Origin of the sequence: Pseudomonas sp. MWU13-2862, assembly GCF_023242495.1 — a bacterium.
Lineage (GTDB): Bacteria > Pseudomonadota > Gammaproteobacteria > Pseudomonadales > Pseudomonadaceae > Aquipseudomonas > Aquipseudomonas gingeri_D.
On sequence record NZ_JALMEZ010000001.1, the window covers coordinates 435432 to 453444 of the forward strand.

General features: G+C 62.1%; 15 protein-coding genes. 4 read left to right on the forward strand and 11 right to left on the reverse strand.

Going from position 1 to position 18013, the window contains the following annotated elements:
- The first annotated feature begins 4 nt into the window (after positions 1–4).
- A complete protein-coding gene (locus tag M5C56_RS02060) occupies positions 5–2698 on the forward strand; it encodes a DEAD/DEAH box helicase (protein WP_103496745.1) in 2694 nt (897 codons plus the stop codon).
- Here M5C56_RS02060 and M5C56_RS02065 read toward each other — a convergent pair.
- The 3 genes from M5C56_RS02065 to M5C56_RS02075 form a co-directional block, all read right to left on the reverse strand.
- Positions 2695–3438 (reverse strand): S-methyl-5'-thioinosine phosphorylase, encoded by a 744-nt coding sequence (locus tag M5C56_RS02065; RefSeq protein ID WP_103496733.1) that lies wholly within the window; start codon positions 3436–3438, stop codon positions 2695–2697. The two genes, M5C56_RS02060 and M5C56_RS02065, sit on opposite strands and share 4 nt — an antisense overlap.
- A gap of 10 nt (positions 3439–3448) precedes the next feature.
- Positions 3449–4447 carry a beta-N-acetylhexosaminidase gene (nagZ, locus tag M5C56_RS02070; RefSeq protein ID WP_177102616.1) on the reverse strand — a complete coding sequence of 333 codons (999 nt, stop codon included), beginning with the start codon at positions 4445–4447 and terminating at the stop codon, positions 3449–3451.
- Positions 4448–4652: 205 nt separating this feature from the next.
- Entirely contained in the window at positions 4653–5369 is a 717-nt protein-coding gene (locus M5C56_RS02075) for a TetR/AcrR family transcriptional regulator (protein ID WP_103496731.1), read from the reverse strand.
- Between the two features lie 239 nt (positions 5370–5608).
- Here M5C56_RS02075 and lexA point away from each other — a divergent pair, with 239 nt between their 5' ends.
- Together lexA and sulA are read left to right on the forward strand one after the other, a co-directional pair.
- Positions 5609–6217, forward strand: coding sequence for a transcriptional repressor LexA (lexA, locus tag M5C56_RS02080; RefSeq protein ID WP_103496730.1), 609 nt, complete (start codon positions 5609–5611; stop codon positions 6215–6217).
- A gap of 10 nt (positions 6218–6227) precedes the next feature.
- Entirely contained in the window at positions 6228–6701 is a 474-nt protein-coding gene (sulA, locus tag M5C56_RS02085; protein ID WP_103496729.1) for an SOS-induced cell division inhibitor SulA, read from the forward strand.
- Between the two features lie 107 nt (positions 6702–6808).
- On the opposite strand, the gene M5C56_RS02090 is transcribed toward sulA, so the two are convergent.
- From M5C56_RS02090 to M5C56_RS02120, 7 genes are all read right to left on the reverse strand, one after another.
- Positions 6809–7045, reverse strand: coding sequence for a hypothetical protein (locus M5C56_RS02090; RefSeq protein WP_100939176.1), 237 nt, complete (start codon positions 7043–7045; stop codon positions 6809–6811).
- 176 nt (positions 7046–7221) lie between these two features.
- Positions 7222–7743, reverse strand: coding sequence for a DUF6586 family protein (locus tag M5C56_RS02095; RefSeq protein WP_103496728.1), 522 nt, complete (start codon positions 7741–7743; stop codon positions 7222–7224).
- A 259-nt stretch (positions 7744–8002) separates the two neighbouring features.
- Entirely contained in the window at positions 8003–10618 is a 2616-nt protein-coding gene (topA, locus tag M5C56_RS02100; protein ID WP_103496727.1) for a type I DNA topoisomerase, read from the reverse strand.
- 114 nt (positions 10619–10732) lie between these two features.
- Positions 10733–10969 carry a DUF1653 domain-containing protein gene (locus M5C56_RS02105; RefSeq protein ID WP_100939173.1) on the reverse strand — a complete coding sequence of 79 codons (237 nt, stop codon included), beginning with the start codon at positions 10967–10969 and terminating at the stop codon, positions 10733–10735.
- Positions 10970–11054: 85 nt separating this feature from the next.
- Positions 11055–12230 (reverse strand): acetyl-CoA C-acyltransferase FadA, encoded by a 1176-nt coding sequence (gene fadA, locus M5C56_RS02110; RefSeq protein ID WP_103496726.1) that lies wholly within the window; start codon positions 12228–12230, stop codon positions 11055–11057.
- A gap of 29 nt (positions 12231–12259) precedes the next feature.
- Positions 12260–14407: a fatty acid oxidation complex subunit alpha FadB gene (gene fadB, locus M5C56_RS02115; protein WP_103496725.1), complete on the reverse strand. Its 2148-nt coding sequence runs from the start codon at positions 14405–14407 to the stop codon at positions 12260–12262.
- Between the two features lie 353 nt (positions 14408–14760).
- On the reverse strand, positions 14761–15198 hold the full coding sequence (locus tag M5C56_RS02120) for a hypothetical protein (RefSeq protein WP_103496723.1): 438 nt from the start codon (positions 15196–15198) through the stop codon (positions 14761–14763).
- A 103-nt stretch (positions 15199–15301) separates the two neighbouring features.
- Between M5C56_RS02120 and M5C56_RS02125 the strand changes: the two genes are divergently transcribed.
- Positions 15302–15745, forward strand: a complete 444-nt coding sequence (locus M5C56_RS02125; RefSeq protein ID WP_103496722.1) for a universal stress protein — start codon at positions 15302–15304, stop codon at positions 15743–15745.
- A gap of 177 nt (positions 15746–15922) precedes the next feature.
- On the opposite strand, the gene M5C56_RS02130 is transcribed toward M5C56_RS02125, so the two are convergent.
- Positions 15923–17839, reverse strand: a complete 1917-nt coding sequence (locus M5C56_RS02130; protein ID WP_103496721.1) for an ATP-binding cassette domain-containing protein — start codon at positions 17837–17839, stop codon at positions 15923–15925.
- Positions 17840–18013: the final 174 nt, after the last annotated feature.

Consider the following 18013-nt stretch of genomic DNA (forward strand, 5'->3'; position numbering starts at 1 on the left):
GTCCCTGACGCCCGCCCTGACGAAACCGCTCGCCGCGTCCTGGGTCAGTCGCTTCAAGGAACAGAGCCTCGAACGGGGCCGGCGCTACGCCCTGGAAAACCGCGTGAGGATCGTCCAGGCCGGCGACAGCACCATTACCGCCAGTTGCGAAGGCTCGGGCGGCAATACCTATCGCCAGACCATTCACCTGCGTGAGTCCGCCAAAGGCACGCTGCTGGTGGTCGACGCCACCTGTACCTGCCCGGTGCGCAGCTGCTGCAAGCACACCGCCGCGGTGTTGCTGCAGGTCCAGGAAACCCTGGCCTACCCGGCGGCGGAAAAAGACGCCCAATTGCTGGAAAAACTCCAGGCGGTACTGGATGCGCGCACGCCGTCGCCCTTGCCACAGCAGCAGATCGACGACCTGATGCCGGTGCCACGCCTGTGGCTGGCGAGCATCGAGTTCAGTGCCTTCGAGCCGCGCAACGGGCGGATGCAGCGCTATATCCAGCACCGTGCGGCCCTCTCCTTCGAGTACCTGGGCGAGTACGTCAGCGGGCAGAAAAACGCCGATATCATCCTGCGCCAGGAACACCAGAGCCTGCGTATCAAGCGTCAGCTTGAAGCGGAAAAGGCCTGTCGCGAGCAATTGCGCCTGCTGGGGTTCAAGATCGCCACGCGCCAGAGCAAGGCATTGCCGGAAAGTGCCGGCGAGCTGTTCGAAATGGTCAATGACAGCGCCTGGCTGAATTTCACCCTCAACGAACTGCCGGGCCTGCGCGCCCAGGGCTGGGAATTGCAGATCGAGGAGGACTTCGGTTTCGACCTCAGCCCCGTGGAGGACTGGTACGCCACGGTTGACGAAGCCCCCGAACGCGACTGGTTCGACCTGGAGCTGGGGATCATCGTCAATGGCGAGCGCCTGAGCCTGCTACCGATCCTGCTGAACCTGGTGCGCTCGCATACCGAACTGCTCAATCCCGAGCGCCTGGCCCGGCGCCGCGACGACGAACTGATCCTGGTGAATATCCCGGCCTCCCCCGCCGGCAACCACGGGCCGCTCCAGGTCGCCTTGCCCTATGGGCGCCTGCGGCCGGTGCTGAACACCCTGGGCGAGTTCTACCTGCAGGAGCCCGGTACCACCCGCCTGCGCCTGAGCCATGCCGATGCGACCCGGCTCAACCCGCTGGACGAGCTGTCGCTGCTCTGGGAAGGCGGCGAACAGATTCGTGGCTTCGCCCAGCGGTTGCGGGATATCCGCGACTACAGCGCGGCGCTTCCCGAAGGCCTCAACGCGACGCTGCGCCCTTACCAGCACGAAGGCCTGAGCTGGATGCAGTCGCTACGGCAACTGGAAGTCGGCGGCATTCTGGCCGATGACATGGGCCTGGGAAAAACCTTGCAGACCCTGGCCCACATTCTCAGCGAAAAGCAGGCCGGGCGCCTGGACCGTCCCTGCATGGTGGTGATGCCCACCAGCCTGATTCCCAATTGGCTGGACGAGGCGGCGCATTTCACCCCGCAGCTCAAGGTGCTGGCGCTGTACGGCGCCGGACGCAAGAAGCATTTCGAGCAATTGCAGGATTACGACCTGCTGCTCACCACCTATGCCCTGCTGCCCAAGGATATCGAGCTGCTCAAGGCCCAGCCGCTGCACGTGCTGGTACTCGACGAGGCGCAGTACATCAAGAACCCCGGCAGCAAGGCCGCCCAGGCCGCCCGCGAGCTGGATGCGCGGCAACGCCTGTGCCTGAGCGGAACGCCGTTGGAAAACCACCTGGGCGAGCTCTGGTCGTTGTTTCACTTCCTGCTGCCGGGCTGGCTGGGAGACGTGAAGAGCTTCAACCGCGACTACCGCACGCCCATCGAAAAACACGCCAGTGAAGTCCGCCTGCAACACCTCAACAGCCGGATCAGGCCCTTCCTGCTGCGCCGCACCAAGGAACAGGTGGCCACCGAACTGCCCCCCAAGACCGAGATCATCCACTGGGTCGAACTCAACGAGGCCCAGCGCGATGTCTACGAGACCATGCGCCTGGCCATGGACAAGAAGGTCCGCGCCGAGATAACCCGCAAGGGCGTGGCCCGCAGCCAGATCATCATCCTCGAGGCGCTGCTCAAGCTGCGCCAGGTCTGCTGCGACCTGCGCCTGGTCAACGACGCGCCCCTGCCCGCGCGCGGCAGCGCCTCCGGCAAGCTCGACAGCCTGATGGAGATGCTCGAGGAGTTATTCGACGAAGGGCGGCGGATCCTGTTGTTCTCGCAGTTCACCTCGATGCTGTCACTGATCGAGGTGGAGTTGCGTAAACGCGGGGTGGCCTATGCGCTGCTGACCGGGCAGACCCGTGACCGGCGCACGCCGGTCAAGGACTTCCAGAGCGGCAAGTTGCAGATTTTCCTGATCAGCCTCAAGGCCGGCGGCGTGGGGCTGAACCTCACCGAAGCCGACACGGTGATCCACTACGATCCGTGGTGGAACCCGGCCGCCGAACACCAGGCCACCGACCGCGCCTATCGGATTGGCCAGGAGAAGCCGGTGTTCGTCTACAAGATGATTGCCCGCGGCACGGTGGAGGAAAAGATCCAGCACCTGCAACGGGAAAAATCGGACCTGGCCGCCGGCGTGCTCGACGGCCGTCAGGCCGGCGACTGGCAGTTGCAGAACGACGATATCGAAGCCCTGTTCGCGCCGCTGCCGGACAAGAAAGCCGGTCGTTAACGGCCCGCCGCGAGCACCCGCGCCAGGGTCGACTTCACCTGGCCCATGCCGTCATGCAAGGCTTGCTCGATCTCGGCCATGGTGATCACCGCCGTCGACTTGCCCGCCGCCGGGTTCACCACCAATGCCAGGCAGGCATAGTCCAGTTCCAGCTCGCGGGCCAGTGCGGCTTCCGGCATGCCGGTCATGCCGACGATATCGCAGCCGTCGCGTTCCAGCCGGGCGATCTCGGCCACTGTCTCCAGGCGCGGCCCCTGGGTGCAGGCATAGACGCCATGGCTGCTATAGGCGCACCCCTCGGCCGCCAGCGCCGCAATCAGCTGTGCCCGCAGGCCTTCGCTGTAGGGATAGCTGAAATCGATATGGGTCACCTGCTCCAGATCATCGGCAAAATAGGTGTGCTGGCGACCGCTGGTGTAGTCGATCAACTGATGCGGCACACAGAAATGCCCGGTGCCCATTGCCGCATGAATCCCGCCCACGGCGTTGACCGCCAGGATCGCCTCGGCCCCCGCCTGTTTCAGCGCCCACAGGTTGGCCCGGTAGTTCACCTGATGCGGCGCAAAACGGTGCGGGTGCCCATGACGCGCCAGGAACAGCACTTCACGCCCGGCGTATTCGCCGATCTGGATATCCGCCGAAGGGACGCCGTAGGGCGTATCCAGCGTCAACGACTGACGAATGCTCAAGCCTTCGAGCTGGGTCAGGCCCGTGCCGCCGATAATCGCGTAAACCGTCATGCGGGATTCCTCAGTCAATCAGTTGAGCATCTTTAAGCGCCATCAACGCCGACAACCAGCGTGGATCCTGGCGATAATCGGTGCGGGCGAACCCCTGGCCGCGCATCCGCGCAATACGCGGCGACGGCTGGACCTTCAGGCGCTGGGCGGCACTCAAGGCCAACTCGGCGGCCGCACGGTCGTTGCACACCAGGCCCATGTCACAGCCGGCGGACAACGCCGCTTCGATCCGGCTCGCGGCGTCGCCAACCACATGGGCACCGGCCATCGACAGGTCATCACTGAAGATAACCCCGTCAAATTGCAATTCGCCACGCAGGATCTCCTGCAGCCAACGGCGCGAGAAACCGGCGGGTTGCGCATCGACCTGTGGATAGATGACATGGGCCGGCATCACCGCCGCAAGCTGTTTGCTCAAGCGGGCGAAAGGCAGCAGGTCATTGGCGCGGATCTCATCCAGGCTCCGCTCATCGGTGGGAATCGCCACATGGGAGTCGGCTTCGGCCCAGCCATGGCCGGGGAAGTGCTTGCCGGTGGCGGCCATGCCGGCGCTGTTCATACCGCGGATAAAGGCTCCGGCGAGCAACGCCGCACGCTCGGGATCACCCTCGAAGGCGCGGCTGCCGACCACCGCGCTGCGCTGGTAGTCGAGGTCCAGGACCGGCGCAAAGCTGAGGTCCAGGCCCACCGCCAGCACCTCGGTCGCCATCAGCCAGCCGCACTGCTCGGCCAGGTATTCGGCGTTCGGATTGTCGGCAAGCGCGCGCATCGCCGGCAAGCGTACGAAGCCCTGGCGCAGGCGCTGCACCCGTCCGCCTTCCTGGTCGACCGCCAGCAGCAGGTCCGGGCGCACGGCGCGAATCGCCGCGCTCAGTTCGCGAACCTGGCGCGGGTGCTCGATATTGCGCGCAAAGATAATCAACCCGCCGACTTGCGGCTGGCGCAACAACTGGCGATCTTCAGCCGTCAACCAGGTACCGGCGACGTCCACCATCAGGGAGCCTTGCAGGGCAGTACTCATAGGGAATCCTTGGACAAAAGTGCCCATTGCCCTCGCGGACCTGCACGCCAGGCGGCGACAGACAGGCACGGCAACACCTTGCCATGGACAGCGCCAGGCAAGCGGGAACGGGCAAGGGAGGCTTGGAACAAAAAGAAATCAGGCATGGGCGGCAGCTTAGCGGATCAAAGCCGGCGCGCCCACCCGTACCTTATCAAACCTTGGCAGCCGCAGCCGGTGCCGGTGTCGACTTGCTGCGCGGGCGCAGTTGCGCCGCCGCCATGGAGGCATCGGTGACACCGCTGTCGGCACGCATGCCGGCCGCGAGGAACGGCACCATCAGGCGCATGACCTGCTCGATGGAGGTATTGACCCCGAAGTCGGTCTCGGCAATCGCCCGCAAGGCCTTGATACCCGACATGCTGAACGCCGCCGCGCCGAGCATGAAGTGCACGCGCCAGAACAGCTCGATCGGTGGAATCCGTGGCGCGGCATCGTTGACCAACAGCATATAGCGTCGGAACACCTTGCCGTACATGTCTTCCAGGTAACGCCGCAGGTGGCCCTGGCTCTGGCTGAAGGCCAGGCCCAGCAAACGCATGAAAATCGACAGATCGTTACCACTACGCGGTTGTACCACCAGCGCCTGCTCGACGAGGATTTCCAGCAGCTCTTCCAGCCCGGGCTTGACCTCGGGTTTGGCCTGGCGTCGCTCCAGCTCACGGTCGAGGCTGATGCAGAACGGGCCGAGGAAACGCGAGAACACCGCCTGGATCAGGGCCTTCTTCGAGCCGAAGTGGTAGTTCACCGCCGCGAGATTGACCCCCGCCTTGCTGGTGATCAACCGCAATGAGGTCTCGGCGAAACCTTTTTCCGCGAACAATTGCTCGGCAGCATCGAGAATGCGTTCAACGGTTTCCGACTGGGCCATGGTTACTCCGCCTGACAAACACTTGTTTGAAACATACGTTTCAGCCCTGGGAATGTCAAGTCTGGCGGTCCGTTCGTGGCCCACCGGTCGAGCATTAAATCATACAAATCCTGGCCTGTAGCCATCCTCGGCGGCCATAGCCCGGAGACCGTCCGGCGGACACGAGAAAAAGGAGGATTGCCAAGCGCCTTGCACTGTATATAATCCCAGTCACTGTATAAAAAGACAGAGCGCTCAACATGATAAAACTGACGCCACGCCAAGCCGAGATTCTGGCCTTTATCAAACGATGCCTGGATGACAATGGTTATCCGCCGACCCGCGCGGAAATCGCCCTGGAGCTGGGGTTCAAGTCACCGAACGCGGCCGAAGAGCACCTCAAGGCCCTGGCCCGCAAGGGTGCGATCGAAATGACCCCGGGCGCATCCCGCGGCATTCGCATCCCCGGTTTCGAAGCCAAGAGCGATGAATCCACCCTGCCGATCATCGGCCGCGTGGCCGCCGGTGCGCCGATTCTCGCCCAGCAGCACGTCGAGGAATCCTGCAACATCAACCCGACCTTCTTCCATCCCCGGGCCGACTATCTGTTGCGCGTTCATGGCATGAGCATGAAGGACGTCGGCATTTTCGACGGTGACCTGCTGGCCGTGCACACCTGCCGCGAAGCCCGCAACGGCCAGATCGTGGTGGCGCGGATCGGCGACGACGTCACCGTCAAGCGCTTCAAGCGCGAAGGCAGCAAGGTCTGGCTGCTGGCGGAAAACCCCGAGTTCGCCCCCATCGAAGTCAACCTGAAAGACCAGGACTTCGTCATCGAAGGTTTGAGTGTCGGCGTTATTCGCCGCTGAAGGAGGCGTCATGCAATTCCAGCAAACCCCACAACATGCACAACTTTCCCTGTTCGAAGCGTTCATGGCGCAACCCCTCGCGCCCCTGCTCAAGGAGGTGGTCGAAGCCCCCTGGAGCACTGAGCCAGAAGTGTTCAGTGAGCTGTCGTTGCGGGGCGCTGCCGGGAGTTGCCTGAGCCTGCTGGCACCGATCCTGCGGGAGTTGAGCCAGGATCAGGAGGCCCGCTGGCTGACCCTGATCGCCCCGCCAGCCAGCCTGACCCAGGCCTGGCTGCGGGATGCAGGGCTCAACCGGGAGCGGATTCTGCTCCTGCAACCCAGCAGCGCTCAAAACGCCCAGCAATTGACCTGTGAAGCCTTGCGCCTGGGCCGTAGCCACACCGTGGTCAGCTGGCTGAACCCGCTGAACGCCAGTGCGCGCCAACAGCTGATCTGCGCGGCTCGCCAAGGCGATGCGCAAAGTCTGAATATTCGTTTGGGCTGACGGTTTGAACGGCCGTCAGGGCCGGTGCGGCATGCTGATCGCCCAGGGCTTCTCCAAGACAGAGAAACCGACCTGAAACGTCATCCAGCGTCGAACGAGCCTCGGTTTCAATGAAGAACCCGTGGCCCGCCGTCGTCTTTCTCGATTTCACCTTCGGCCAAACGCCCAGCCATCTGCACGCCGACGCTCAACATGGCCTTGGCCACCTCGACGTGCTGGCCCTGCAGGAACGCCTTGGCATCTTCGGAAAAGTTAAGGGTCACCAGAGAACCTTCGTCCTCGGCCCGGCGCAGCTCGATGCGGCCGTCCGGCAGCTCGACAATTTCTAGAAAGGACGTAGGCATAGTGTCAGTTCTCCACGAAAGGCCATTATTGTATCAGTCATCAACGGCACCTCGCAGGAGAACTGAAGCGCTTTCTTTACCACTTGATGAACATCTGACAGATGGGGACTACTTTTTTCAAAGAAAAAGGCGACAAAATAATCGCCCTCTGTTCATCCATATGCCCGTTCAATCACTCAGCACTCGTTGAGCCCATCGCGAAAACGGATCGCCAGCGCCTTCAGGTTCTGCCGCCAGCTCTCCAACTCCTCACGCCCCAGCTCGGGCGCCTCGTCCTCATCCAGGCTCACCGCCACGATCAACGGCTGCAACACGTCGCCCTTGACCTTCCTGGGGGCCTGGGGCGGCAGATACAGCGCGGCGTGGGCACTGATCAAGCGGGCCAGCCAGGTCTGCGGGCCATGGGCCAACTCCACCAGCTCGGCCATTTCCGGAATGGCGATCGCCTCCAGCACTTCGCGGGTCAGCAGCAACTCGGCCCGCGGCGCGGCGGCCTGGGGCAGGCGGTAGAAGCCGGCAATCTCATGGCAGAGCCCGAGCAGCGCACCGTATAGATGAAACACCGCAGCTTCGCGCTCGGCCTGGATCAGCGCCAGGGCATTCATCGCCCCGCTCGTCTCGGCCTTGCCCAGGGCTTCCAGGGCAAGGCCGGCGTAAAAAATCTTCTGGTTGGTACGGGTATAGAGTTCGTTGGCCATGACGGCGCGCTCCAGGGAAAAAGGCCACAGGCAGGTCAGTCAGTTTCAGGGATCGACCAAGTTCGCCGCAAGCCAAAAAAGACAAAGGCCGCGTGAAAACCTTAATATCGCTTAGTTAAGGTTTTCACACGGCCTGAAGGCACAGGAGAGGAGACTGTGGGAGCGGAGCTTGCCCGCGAAGCTTCTAGCGCTCTCAAGGCCGCTTTCGCGGGCAAGCTCCGCTCCCACATCACACCCGATCAGTTGATCAGGGCTCAGCTCACGAGCGCTTGTCTTCCACCTTCCATTTGCCGCCGTCGTAGAACGCCTTCCAGCCGGTCGGCTTGCCTTCCACTTCGGTCTGCACGTACTGCTCCTTGGTCTTGCGACTGTAGCGAATGACCGATGGACGACCGTCCGGGTCCTTCTGCGGAGCATCACACAGGAAGTGGTACTTGGGATCGATCTCGTCCTTGTGGGGAAGGATCTCGATCACCAGCGGCGCGCGGGTTTCACGGTTTTTCGGGAACTGGCTGGCGGCCAGGAACAGGCCGGAAGCACCGTCACGCAGGATATAGGTGTCGTTGACCTTATCGCACTTGAGTTCCGGCATCTTCACCGGGTCCATCTTCGGCGGCGCCGCGTCACCGCTCTTGAGCAGCTTGCGGGTGTTCTTGCAGGTCGCGTTGGTGCACCCGAAGAATTTGCCGAAACGGCCAGTCTTGAGTTGCATCTCGCTACCGCACTTGTCGCATTCCAGACTCGGGCCTTCGTAGCCCTTGATGCGGTAGCTGCCTTCTTCGATCTCGTAGCCGTCGCAATCCGGGTTGTTACCGCAGATGTGCAGCTTGCGCTTCTCGTCCAGCAGGTAGGCATCCATCGCCGTGCTGCAGATCGGACAGCGATGCTTGCCGCGCAGCACCAGGGATTCCGATTCACCCTCGTCGTCGGCGGCGATTTCATCCCCCGGCACCAGGTTGACGGTGGCCTTGCAGCGTTCCTTGGGCGGCAGGCTGTAACCCGAGCAGCCGAGAAACACGCCGGTGGAGGCGGTGCGAATCTGCATCGGCCGGCCGCAGGTCAGGCACGGGATGTCAGTCATCACCGGCTGGTTGGCGCGCATGCCGCTGTCAGGGCTTTCAGCCACTTCGAGCTTTTTCTTGAAGTCGCCGTAGAACTCGTCGAGCACGTTCTTCCAGTCACGCTCGCCCTGGGCCACGTCGTCGAGATGCTCTTCCATGCTGGCGGTAAAACCGTAGTCCATCAGGTCGGAGAAGCTTTCCGAAAGGCGCTCGGTGACGATGTCGCCCATCTTCTCGGAGTAGAAGCGACGGTTGTGCAGCGCCACATAACCACGATCCTGGATGGTCGAGATGATCGCCGCGTAGGTCGAAGGACGACCGATACCGCGCTTTTCCATTTCCTTGACCAGGCTGGCTTCGGAGTAACGGGCCGGCGGCTTGGTGAAGTGCTGGGTCGGATCGAGCTGGATCAGCTTCATCACCTCACCCTGGGCCATGTCCGGCAGCACATCGTCGTCGCCCGGCTTGCTCATCTGCGGCAAGACACGGGTGTAACCGTCGAACTTGAGGATACGGCCCTTGGCACGCAGCTCGAAGTCACCGGCGGCGACGCTGACGGTGGTCGACAGGTATTGCGCCGGCAGCATCTGGCAGGCCACGAATTGGCGCCAGATCAGCTCGTAGAGGCGCTCGGCATCACGTTCCATGCCCGACAGCTTGCTCGGGTCGGTATTCACATCCGAAGGACGGATGGCTTCGTGAGCTTCCTGGGCGCCGGCCTTGCTGCTGTAGACGTTGGCGTTTTCCGGCAGGTACTTCGCGCCGAACTCGCCTTCGATATAGGTCCGCGCCATCGCCACGGCATCAGCCGAGAGGTTGGTGGAGTCGGTACGCATATAGGTGATGTAGCCCGCTTCGTACAAGCGCTGGGCCATCATCATGGTTTTCTTCACGCCGAAGCCCAGGCGGTTGCTCGCGGCCTGCTGCAGGGTGGAAGTAATGAAGGGGGCCGACGGCTTGCTGCTGGTCGGTTTGTCCTCGCGCTTGGCGATGGTGTAGGCCGACGCCTTGAGCTTCTCCAGGGCCGCCATGGCCTGGGCTTCATTCAGCGGCTTGAACGCCTCGCCCTTCTCCCGCGCCACTTCGAAGCGCACCTTGGCGCCCTTGGCGGTGCCGAGGTCGGCGTGGACTTCCCAGTACTCTTCGGGGTTGAACGCACGGATCTCGCGTTCACGCTCGACCACCAGCTTCACCGCCACCGACTGTACGCGACCGGCGGAGAGGCCACGGGCGATCTTCGACCAGAGCAACGGCGACACCATGTAACCCACGACCCGGTCGAGGAAACGGCGGGCCTGCTGGGCATTGACGCGATCGATATCCAGCTCGCCGGGCGCCGAGAAGGCTTCCTGGATGGCTTTCTTGGTGATCTCGTTGAACACCACGCGCTTGTAGCGGCTGTCATCACCACCGATGGCTTCGCGCAGGTGCCAGGCAATGGCTTCCCCTTCGCGGTCCAAGTCGGTTGCGAGATAGATGGTGTCGGCATCCTTGGCCAGGCGGCGCAGCTCCTCGATCACCTTCTCCTTGCCGGGAAGGATCTCGTAGCGAGCTTTCCAGCCGTGATCCGGGTCGACGCCCATGCGCGAGACCAGCTGCTTGCGCGCCTTCTCCTTCGCCGTCAGCACGGGGGCTTCGCCAACCGCCGCCTTGCCGCGCTTGGCAGCGGGCTCTTTGGTGGCACTCGCCGAACCGCTGGTGGGCAGGTCTCGGATATGGCCGATACTCGACTTCACCACGTACTGGGTACCCAAGTACTTGTTGATGGTCTTGGCCTTAGCCGGGGATTCCACAATGACCAGCGATTTGCCCATGGATCAGAAAATTCCTGAATGCTAGAAGTGAGAGGCGGCCTGCGCCTGACGCGGCACCGCTATATATAGTGGCTACAAGGTGAGGTCAAGCGCAGGGTTCTGCGCGACCTCTCCTCAAGGCCTTGAAAAAAGGCTCGGTTCAGCTTGCACCAAAGCAAAGCGCGGGACCTGTTCGCCGTCAACCTCGACCGACTCCAGGAACATGCTCAAGGGACGTACCCAAAAGCCGTAATCGCCATACAGGGCTTGGTAGAACACCAGTTCCTCGTCGGTCTCGGAGTGCCGCGCAACGTTGAAAACACGGTACTGCGGCCCCTTGTAATGCTGATAGAGCCCGGGTTCCAATTTCATGTATCGGCTCCTTACAAATAAAAATAAAAAAATTCGGAAAAACAAAAGCCGGGGCACCAGGCCCCGGCTTCCTTCGACGAGACGCTTAGACGCGTTCGAAGACGGTGCTGATGCCCTGGCCGAGGCCAATGCACATGGTGGCCACCCCAAGGGTACCGCCATTCTGCTTCATCACGTTGAGCAAGGTGCCGGAAATCCGCGCACCGGAACAACCGAATGGGTGGCCCAAGGCAATCGCGCCGCCGTGCAGGTTAACCTTCTCGTTCATCTTGTCGAGCACTTTCAAATCCTTGAGCACCGGCAGGGCCTGTGCGGCGAAGGCTTCGTTGAGTTCGAAGAAGTCGATGTCGGAGATCGCCAGGCCCGCACGCTTGAGGGCTTTCTGGGTCGCCGGTACCGGACCATAGCCCATGATCGCCGGATCCACACCCGCCACGGCCATGGAACGGATCACCGCCAAAGGCTGGATCCCCAGGTCCTGGGCACGCTGGGCCGACATCACGATCATGCACGAGGCGCCGTCGGTGATCTGCGAGGAAGTCCCCGCCGTCACGGTGCCGCCCTTGGGGTTGAACGCCGGCTTCAAGGCCGCCAGGCTTTCCAGGGTGGTTTCCGGACGAATGGTTTCGTCGTAGTCGAACACCTTCAGGAAGCCGTTCTCGTCATAACCCTGCATCGGGATGATCTCGTCCTTGAACTTGCCTTCCACGGTGGCCTTGTGGGCCAACTGGTGGGAGCGCACGCCAAAGGCGTCCTGCTGCTCGCGGGTGATGCCGTGCATCTTGCCGAGCATTTCCGCGGTCAGGCCCATCATGCCCGAGGCTTTCGCCGCGTACAGCGACATGTGCGGGTTCGGATCGACACCGTGCATCATGCCGACATGGCCCATATGCTCGACGCCGCCGACGACGAAGACGTCACCGTTGCCGGTCATGATCGCCTGGGCGGCGGTGTGCAGCGCGCTCATGGACGAGCCACACAGGCGGCTGACGGTCTGGCCGGCAGCGGTGTGCGGGATCTGGGTCATCAGCGACGCCATGCGGGCGATGTTCCAGCCCTGCTCCAGGGTCTGGTTCACACAGCCCCAGATCACGTCCTCGACTTCGTTCGGGTCGACCTTGACGTTGCGTTCCAGCAGTTTGCTGATCAGGTGCGCCGACATGTCCTCGGCGCGGGTGTTGCGGTGCATGCCGCCCTTGGAGCGGCCCATCGGAGTACGACCGAAGTCGACAATCACGACGTCTCTAGGATTCAAGCTCATATCGTTCACTCTCGCTCTAGTGTGGGCGCTTAACCGAAGAACCGCTGGCCGGTCTTGGCCATTTCACGCAGCTTCGCGGTCGGGTGGTACAGCGCGCCCAGGTCGGCGTACTGATCGGCCAGGGCCACGAATTCGGCGACACCGATGGAATCGATGTAGCGCAACGCACCGCCACGGAAGGGAGGGAAACCAATACCGTAGACCAGACCCATGTCGGCTTCGGCGGCGGTTTCGACAATACCGTCTTCCAGGCAACGCACGGTTTCCAGGCACAGTGGGACCATCATCCAGTTGATGATGTCCTCGTCGGTCACTTCGCGCTGCTCGTAGATGATCGGCTTGAGCACTTCCAGCACCGACGAATCGGCGACTTTCTTCTGCTTGCCGCGCTTGTCGGTCTCGTAGGCGTAGAAACCCTTGCCGTTTTTCTGACCCAGGCGGTTGGCTTCGTAGAGGGCATCCACCGCCGAACGGCGATCGTCCTTCATACGGTCCGGGAAACCTTCGGCCATCACGTCACGACCGTGGTGGCCGGTGTCGATGCCGACCACGTCCATCAGGTAGGCCGGACCCATCGGCCAGCCGAACTTCTCCATGATCTTGTCGATACGGACAAAGTCCACACCGGCGCTGACCAGCTTGGCGAAACCGCCGAAGTACGGGAACAGGATACGGTTGACCAGGAAGCCCGGGCAGTCGTTGACCACGATCGGGTTCTTGCCCATTTTCTTGGCGTAGGCCACGGTGGTGGCGACCGCTTCTTCGCTGGACTTCTCGCCACGGATCACTTCCACCAGCGGCATCATGTGTACCGGGTTGAAGAAGTGCATGCCGACGAAGTTTTCCGGACGCTTGAGGGCCTTGGCCAGCAGGCTGATGGAAATGGTCGAGGTGTTGGAGGCGAGGATCGCATCTTCCTTGACCTGGGCTTCCACTTCCGCCAGTACCGCTTGCTTGACTTTAGGGTTCTCGACGACCGCTTCAACCACCAGGTCGACGTGACCGAAATCACCGTAGGACAGCGTAGGACGGATGCCGTTGAGCACTTCAGCCATCTTCGCCGCGGTCATGCGGCCTTTATCAACACGACCGACCAGCAGTTTCGCGGCTTCCGCCAGACCCTGCTCGATGCCGTGCTCGTTGATGTCCTTCATCAGGATCGGCGTGCCTTTGGAGGCCGACTGATAAGCGATACCGCCACCCATGATACCGGCGCCCAATACGGCGGCCTGTTTCACGTCCCTGGCGATTTCGTCGTAGGCCTTGGCCTTTTTCTTCAGTTCCTGGTCGTTCAGGAACAGACCGATCAGGCTTTGCGCAGCCGAGGTCTTGGCCAGTTTCACGAAGCCGGCGGCTTCGATTTCCAGGGCCTTGTCGCGCCCGAAGTTGGCGGCTTTCTGGATGGTCTTGATCGCTTCGACCGGAGCCGGGTAGTTCGGACCGGCTTGACCAGCAACAAAACCCTTGGCGGTTTCGAAGGCCATCATCTGTTCGATGGCGTTGAGCTTGAGCTTGTCCAGCTTCGGCTGGCGCTTGGCCTTGTGGTCGAGCTCGCCGGAGATGGCGCGCTTGAGCAGTTCCAGAGCGGCTTCCTGGAGTTTTTCCGGAGCAACCACGGCATCGACGGCGCCGACTTTCAGGGCGTCTTCGGCACGGTTTTCCTTACCGGCGGCAATCCACTCGATGGCGTTGTCCGCACCGATCAGGCGCGGCAGACGGACGGTACCGCCAAAGCCCGGGTAGATGCCCAGCTTGACTTCCGGCAGGCCGATCTTGGCGCTGCTGGACATGACGCGGAAGTCCGCGGCCAGGCACATTTCCAGACCGCCGCCCAGGGCGATGCCATTGATCGCGGCGACAGTCGGCACGGCCAGGTCTTCGAAATCGCTGAAAATCTTGTTGGCTTCGAGGTTGGCAGCGACCAACTCGGCATCCGGCAACTTGAAGTTGTCGACAAATTCGGTGATGTCGGCGCCGACGATAAACACGTCCTTGCCGCTGCTGACGATCACGCCCTTGACGGACGCATCAGCCTTGAGGGTGTCCACGGCCTGGCGCAATTCGCCCAGGGTTAGACGGTTGAACTTGTTGACGGACTCACCCTTGAGGTCGAACTTCAGTTCGACGATGCCACTTTCAAGAGCCTTAACCGTGATGGCTTTACCTTCGTAAATCATCAACTGATCTCCACGATATGGAAGCTGAACAGTACACGTCGGACGCGAGCGGATGGTACGGCACTGACGTTACCGTCGATGCTACGCCAAGCCGCCAGGCACACCCGCCAACGCGATAGTCGGGATTCTGTTTGGAGCCGTCTGATCAGACAAACGCTCAATTCATACGCCCGTTTGATTTGGGTGTGGACACCTTCACGGAATTCGCGGCAATTGTCAATTGCCGAAAACATTGCGAAAAAAACGACTTCCCGGTCATATTCCGGGCGTGAAAGCCCCGTGGGCGCCTGGCTTTATGGCCGCCCATTCAGCGAATCAATAGTGTAGCGGTGAGCGGCCGATCCCGCCCTGCGTCAAGCCAGGGCCTTGAGCACCGCCGCGATGGCCGGCAAGGCCTGGGCATCGCCGCGCTCGCCCCAATACACGGCGATCATCTGCTTGTCCGCCTCGATCTTGTAGGCGTTGTCCGGCAACGTGCGCAAATGCGCCAGCAGCTTGTCATCGGTCAAGATTTCCCGCCATTGGTTGGCCCAGACTCCCGGGGCGGTCTGCCAATAGCACCAGCACGGGCTATCGGCGCGCAGGCGCGGCCGATGGTATTGCGCACAGGGGCTCGGCGGCTCGTGAGGCAGCCAGTGCGGCCACTCCTGGGGCGCCAGTTGCATGCCCAGGCCGATGCGCCGCGCTTCCATGCGCACGGCCATCATCCCGCTCTGGCGGCGCGATGGACGCAACCAGGCCAGGGGACTCAATACCAGCGCGAGGATTGACACCACTATCCATACCGTCATATCTAACTCTCTCGATTCTTGATGAGCGATGGGTTCGCCGCCGAACCAATCCGCTTGAAACCAGCCATACTTAAAGCTAATGCGATCCTCAGGAGTGCCTTTCATGAGCTACGAACACATTCTGGTAGCTGTCGACCTGACAGAAGAATGCGACCCGGTCATCAAGCGCGCACGCGAACTGTCGGTCAGCAGCGGAGCCAAGCTGTCCCTGGTGCATATCGTCGAGCCCATGGCCATGGCCTTCGGCGGCGACGTGCCGATGGACCTTTCGCAGTTGCAGCAACAGCAATTCGACCAGGCCAAGGAGCGCCTCGATCGGCTGATCGTCAAATACCCGGAGGTCTCGCGGGACAACTGCCACCTGACCTACGGCCAGCCGCGCCAGGAAATCCACCATCTGGCCAAGGAACAGCATTGCGACCTGATCGTGGTCGGCAGCCATGGCCGCCACGGCCTGGCGCTGCTGCTGGGCTCCACCGCCAATGACGTCCTGCACGGTGCGCCCTGCGATGTGCTGGCGGTGCACCTGGTCAAACGCCCGACCTGATCCTGGAATACCGAACCTGTAGGAGCCGGCTTGCTGGCGATTGCGATGCATTCACCGCCGCTATCGCCAGCAAGCCGGCTCCTACAGGTTCGCGCAAGTCATAAAATATCGGCAACACCAATAAAAAGCCCGGCCCCCACGCAAATGGGGCCGGGCTTTTTTGTCACTGGCCGATCATCAGGCGTCCAGCTCGGCCCAACGTTCCACCATCACTTCCAGCTCGGCCTGGAGTTTTTCCAGCCCGGCGATGACCGCGGCGGTCTCCGCCGCCGGACGCTGATAGAACCCCGACTCGGCCATTTCGGCTTCAACGGCGGCAATCTGCTGCTCCTTGGCTTCGATTTCACCCGGCAACGCTTCCAGCTCGCGCTGCAATTTGTAGCTGAGCTTTTTCTTCGCCACCGGCTGTTCGACCGCTGCCGCAGGTGCCGGCGCAGCCGCCACTACCGCGGAGTTGAGCTCGGCCTTGCCGGATTTGTTCTCGGTCACACCGAGCAAACGCGGCGAACCGCCCTGGCGCAGCCAGTCCTGGTAACCACCGACGTACTCGCGCACCTTGCCCTCGCCTTCGAAAACCAGGGTGCTGGTGACCACGTTGTCGAGGAAAGCCCGGTCGTGGCTGACCATCAGCACGGTACCGCTGAACGTCAACAACACTTCTTCCAGCAACTCGAGGGTTTCCACATCGAGGTCGTTGGTCGGTTCGTCGAGTACCAGCAGGTTGGACGGTTTGCTGAACAACTTGGCCAGCAGCAGGCGCGCGCGCTCACCACCGGACAAGGCCTTGACCGGCGTACGCGCACGCTGCGGGCTGAACAGGAAGTCGCCCAGGTAGCTCAGCACGTGACGGCTCTGGCCGTCGATGTCGATAAAGTCGCGACCTTCGGCGACGTTGTCGATCACGGTCTTTTCCAGGTCCAGTTGATGGCGCAACTGGTCGAAGTAGGCCACGTCGATGCGCGTCCCCTCTTCCACCGTGCCGCTGGTCGGCTGCAGGCCATTGAGCATCAGCTTGAGCAAGGTGGTCTTGCCGGTGCCGTTGGCCCCGAGCAGGCCGATCCGGTCGCCACGCTGCAGGACCATGGAGAAATCCTTGATCAGGAACGGGCCACCCGGGTGCGCGAAGCTGACGTTTTCCAGCACCATCACCTGCTTGCCGGACTTGTCGGCGGTATCGAGCAGGATGTTCGCCTTGCCGGTGCGCTCGCGACGCTCGCTACGCTCAACGCGCAGGGCTTTCAAGGCGCGCACACGGCCTTCGTTACGGGTGCGGCGGGCCTTGATGCCCTGGCGGATCCAGACTTCTTCCTGGGCCAGGCGCTTGTCGAACAGCGCGTTGGCGGTTTCCTCGGCCGCCAGCGTGGCTTCCTTGTGCACCAGGAAGCTGGCGTAGTCGCCGTTCCAGTCGATCAGGCCGCCGCGATCCAGTTCGAGGATGCGGGTGGCCAGGTTCTGCAGGAAAGAACGGTCGTGGGTGATGAACAGCACCGCGCCCTGGAAATCCTTCAAGGCTTCTTCCAGCCAGGCGATCGCACCGATGTCCAGGTGGTTGGTCGGTTCGTCGAGCAGCAGCAGGTCCGGTTCCGAGACCAGTGCCTGGGCCAGCAGAACGCGCCGACGCCAGCCGCCGGACAACTCGGCGAGGGTCTTGTCGGCCGGCAGTTGCAGGCGACTCAGGGTGCTGTCGACCAGGGTCTGCAAGCGCCAGCCATCGCGGGCTTCAAGGTCGTGCTGGACATGCATGAGCTTGTCCAGGTCGGCATCGGTGACGATGTTCTGGCTCAGGTGGTGGTACTCGGCGAGCAACGCGCCGACCCCGTCCAGGCCCTCGGCAACCACATCGAACACGGTGCGATCGTCGGCCAGCGGCAACTCTTGCGGCAACTCGCCGATCTTGAGGCCGGGCGCACGCCAGACGGAGCCGTCATCGGGCTTTTGCACGCCCTTGACCAGCTTCAACATACTGGACTTGCCTGTGCCGTTGCGGCCGATGATGCACACCCGCTCACCACGGGCGATCTGCCACGACACCTTGTCCAACAACGGCATGGCGCCGAAGGCAAGGGACACATCGCTGAATTTGAGCAGGGTCATGAGCTTCTCCAAAAACCGGGCGCGCATTCTACCTGACTTGAGCCAGGAGGCGGCCGGCAATTTTATCGGCACCTCGGTTCAAGATGACAATTGGTATCAAGTTACGTACGGCAACCGGTAAAACGTTCTCCCACGGATGGCAAACAGCTAAGCTATTAGTAATCAGCCGCGGAA